The sequence below is a fragment of the Actinomycetota bacterium genome (assembly GCA_036280995.1).
In the GTDB taxonomy this organism is placed as follows: Bacteria; Actinomycetota; CALGFH01; order CALGFH01; family CALGFH01; genus CALGFH01.
This window is the reverse complement of the sequence record DASUPQ010000027.1, coordinates 1-3474: the sequence shown is the minus strand read 5'-3', so window position 1 is coordinate 3474 and position 3474 is coordinate 1. Positions and strand designations below refer to the sequence as shown.

Genomic DNA, 3474 nt, shown 5'->3' with positions numbered 1-3474 from the left:
AGTCATTCACAAGCGCTACGGCGACGGCGCCAGGAATTCACGCGTCCTAGACGCCTTGCACGATGTTGTAGAAGATGTCCAGCAGGGTGCCGCTGCTGGTCACCAGCCCAAACATCTATCTCAGGTCACGAGCCGGTCGTCCCGTGAGCGGGCCGATCACCGGCGCACGCCCGCGTAGTGCTGGGCCAGCAGGTCCCCGGCGAAGTCGCGGCGCAGGTCGCGCCACACGGAATGGATGTGATTGGCCCCGTCTTGGGTGTTGTCGTATTCGATGAGCAGGCTCGGACCGCTGAGCGTGTAATAGTGGCCGGCGCCTGGCTTGACCGGCCCGGCCCATCCGAAGCACACCTGTTCGAGTCCGGCGTCGGTGATGTCGGTCCAGGCCTGGTTGGCGACGGCGGAGGCCGCCCGATCGAGGTACTGCCGGAGCAGCGACACCAACAGCTCACGCTGCAACCGGTCCAGCCGTGCGTACGAAACGCCGCGCGGCTGCTCCGGTAGCGCAGCCACCGGGTCCCAACGGGAGGCGATGTCCGCGGGTGCCTTGACCGCGATCCGCGCCATCTGCTGCTGGTCCTGCTGCAGTGTGAGCATTAGCTCTCGCGCCAGGTCCTCCTCCCGCGGCAGGGCGCGCAGGCCGGCGTGCGGGCCCTCCAGCACCGTGGCCGGCTCCGCGCCGAAGAAGTGCGGTACGCCGTTGACCTGATCCCCGACCACCGTGGCCTGCGCCAGCAGGTGGTGGCCATTGATCCGCCAGGCCCAGGGATCGGTGCTCCTCGGATCTCCCAGCACCACCAGCCAGTACGGCAGGTCCCGGTACGGATCAACGCCAGCCCGGCCGGGCTGCTGGAGCGACAGCTCTCGCCGGACAGCCTCGATCCGGATCACCAGCTGCGTGTCGGACCAGCCGCGCACGCTATGGAGGAGCTGCAGCAGGCCCAGCGCCGGCTCCAGCTGATCCTCGCTCAGCTCGCCCAGTCGGAGCCCGGGTCGCTGACCGGGCAGGTAGGTCCACCGCTTATGCAAATCGCCGTCGAACGGGAAGACCAGCTGACGGCGTTGCTCAGTGTCCAGGCGGTCCACCAGACCGCGGACAGCCGCCCGCATCGCCGCGGCGAGATCCGGCATGGTGAGCTCCACCATGCCGCCAACCTAGCGGCCGCCTTCACGGGCAAGCCTGGCCGCCAGCAAAGGTAGGCGTCGGTGCTGTCACGTTTAGGCTCGGGATCAGCGGTTGGCGCGGATGACGTCACCTCGCCGGAGGTCGGCGGTGGACGGCGTGTACTCCCGGCCGCCCCGGGTGAGCGTGGTGTGCTCGAACACGATGGGAAAGGTGCACACCTCAGGATCGTCGCTGGGGAGCGAGGGGCGGTCCTGGAGCTGCAGGTGCAGGTGCGGCGAGATCGAGTTCCCGTTGTGGCCGACGGCGGCGATCCGCTGCCCGCGGGTGACGGACTGGCCTGCGCTGACCAGCGCGCTGCCCTGCTGGAGGTGGGCGAACACGACGTAGCGCGCACCGCCGATGTCGAGGACGATCATGTTGCCCTCGCCCTGGCCGATCAGGCCGATAGGTGCGTCAGCGAGGTCATCGCGGACGCTCACCACGGTGCCGTCGGCCGGTGCCAGCACTGGCTGACCGTAGCCGTGCCAGGACGCGCGGTGCTCGGGGTCACCCACGAAGGCCTGGCCGTTGACCAACCGGGCGAAGTCGAGGGCATCGCGCCCGGACGGATCGGTGTAGTGGTGGCTCGGTAGGGTGCTGCGATCGCCGGCCACCATCGCCCACTCACCCTCCAGCGGCAGGTCGACGGCCACCGCAGCCCTCGGCGGGGCGAAGGCGGGTGCCAGGGAGACGGCCAGGAAGACACTGAAGGACAGGACGGCGAGGTTGCGGACGGGTCGCACGCGGCGAGAGGGTATGAGCGCCAGCCCGGCGAGAGCCAGAGCCGCCAGCTGCACGGCGACGGTGGCCTGGTGGCCGGATATCCAGTCGGACAGCGGGAGGCCGAGGATGCCGGCGTAGAACGGGAGGTTGGTGAACGTCCCCAACGCCCCGGCGATCAGGATAAGCGCGGCGAGCAGCGCGTAGTTGAGCAACTGCAGCAGGTACGGCCGCAGGTCCGCACGAAGCGGCTGGCCGAGCACACCAAGCTCGACTCGCCCCGGAAGGCTTGTACCAGGTGCGCGGCGGCGGCCGCGACCGCGGCGACCAGGACGAGGATCGCGACACTCAAATCCCAGGCGCCGAACCGACCCAAGAACACGATGAGGGCGGCTCCCAGGGCCGCCAGCGCGATGTCGGCCACCGCCACGGCGGCGCTGGAGAGGCGACGCGACCGCGGTCCCGCCGGGCTGGCCGTTCGACGACGGTGGTTATCGTTTCCCTCCCGGTGGCGAATGGGCGATTGCATGGTCGTACCTCCTCGTCCTGAGCGGATCACAGCCATGCACGCAGTGTCGTGCAAGACCGGGTGGACTGGTACCACCCATGCTGCGATCCACCCGGGGTGGCCCGGCGCACGGCCCTGTATCTGCGTCTGGGCATGCGCTCTACTCGCGCAGAGCAGACTGGTGACCCGCTGACGTTCTCGTCACTCAGCGGAAGGGCCACCTGACGTGGCGAGCGCAGTTTACGGATCAGGGACAGGGCTACACATCGTTCCCGGCCCTGGAGGTCCACATCGTGCCCGTTCTTCCTGCAGCACGACCCACACGGATTATGGGCGACCTCGCCAAAGCCTCCCAGTCCAACTGCAGGAGACCGGACTGGTAACTGGGGCTAGCCAACACTTAAAGCGAAGGGTGATCGCCTTTGATCCTTCGTGGCGTGCGGAGGCGCGTAGGCCAGCGCAACACCTGTGCCATTGCGTTCCGGTTGATCATCAACACGGAGCAGGTCGAGGGAACGTTGCCGCCGACAGCCCGATGCCCTTGCCAGCATCCGTTAGTAGGAGTCGATGGCATCTTCCGCCACACCAGGCCCGTCAGCCTCTGAAAGCTGGGGGTTTAATGGGGTTTTATCTCCTCATCACAAGCCCAACGAAAGCGAAGACCCTAGTCACAGTGGGCCCCGTGGGACTCGAACCCACAACCTACGGATTAAAAGTCCGCAGCTCTGCCAATTGAGCTAGAGGCCCTTCGATCGAACTGCCCTGCGACTAGGAGAACGCTGGTCAATGTTGGTCAACATTGGCCATCGTCGGTCAACCTCGCCGGGACTTTTCCGGGACTGAACGTCGATGCGGCTTCCAAATTTGGCCCCCACCGAGTCTCCCCGCCCAGGGCATGGTCACCGACGCGTCCCCATCGTAGAGGACCTGCTTCTACGCTCGCGGCCGATGGCCTATCACCCCGAGTGGATTCGTGCGTACTACCGCTCCAACGCCTGGCGCCTGAGGCGGTCGAACTACTACAAGCGGCACGCGTACAGGTGCGCAGCGTGCGGCACAAAAAGAAGATCGCCTTGCACCACAT

General features: G+C 67.0%; 3 protein-coding genes and 1 tRNA gene. All 4 read right to left on the bottom strand.

Annotated elements, in window-relative coordinates; all coding sequences use genetic code 11:
• Positions 1-156: 156 nt before the first annotated feature.
• Positions 157-1143, bottom strand: coding sequence for a DUF3500 domain-containing protein (locus tag VF468_00705; protein ID HEX5876844.1), 987 nt, complete (start codon positions 1141-1143; stop codon positions 157-159).
• Positions 1144-1227: 84 nt separating this feature from the next.
• Positions 1228-2097 carry a M23 family metallopeptidase gene (locus VF468_00700; GenBank protein ID HEX5876843.1) on the bottom strand — a complete coding sequence of 290 codons (870 nt, stop codon included), beginning with the start codon at positions 2095-2097 and terminating at the stop codon, positions 1228-1230.
• Positions 2061-2312, bottom strand: coding sequence for a hypothetical protein (locus VF468_00695; GenBank protein HEX5876842.1), 252 nt, complete (start codon positions 2310-2312; stop codon positions 2061-2063). Before VF468_00695 ends, VF468_00700 begins: the two co-directional genes overlap by 37 nt.
• A 752-nt stretch (positions 2313-3064) precedes the next feature.
• Positions 3065-3137: transfer RNA gene (locus tag VF468_00690), tRNA-Lys, on the bottom strand.
• Positions 3138-3474: the final 337 nt, after the last annotated feature.

What these genes read in the sequence shown, in the direction of transcription:
- VF468_00705 (HEX5876844.1), bottom strand. Translation starts at nt 1,143, where the DNA reads ATGGTGGAGCTCACCATGCCGGATCTCGCCGCGGCGATGCGGGCGGCT.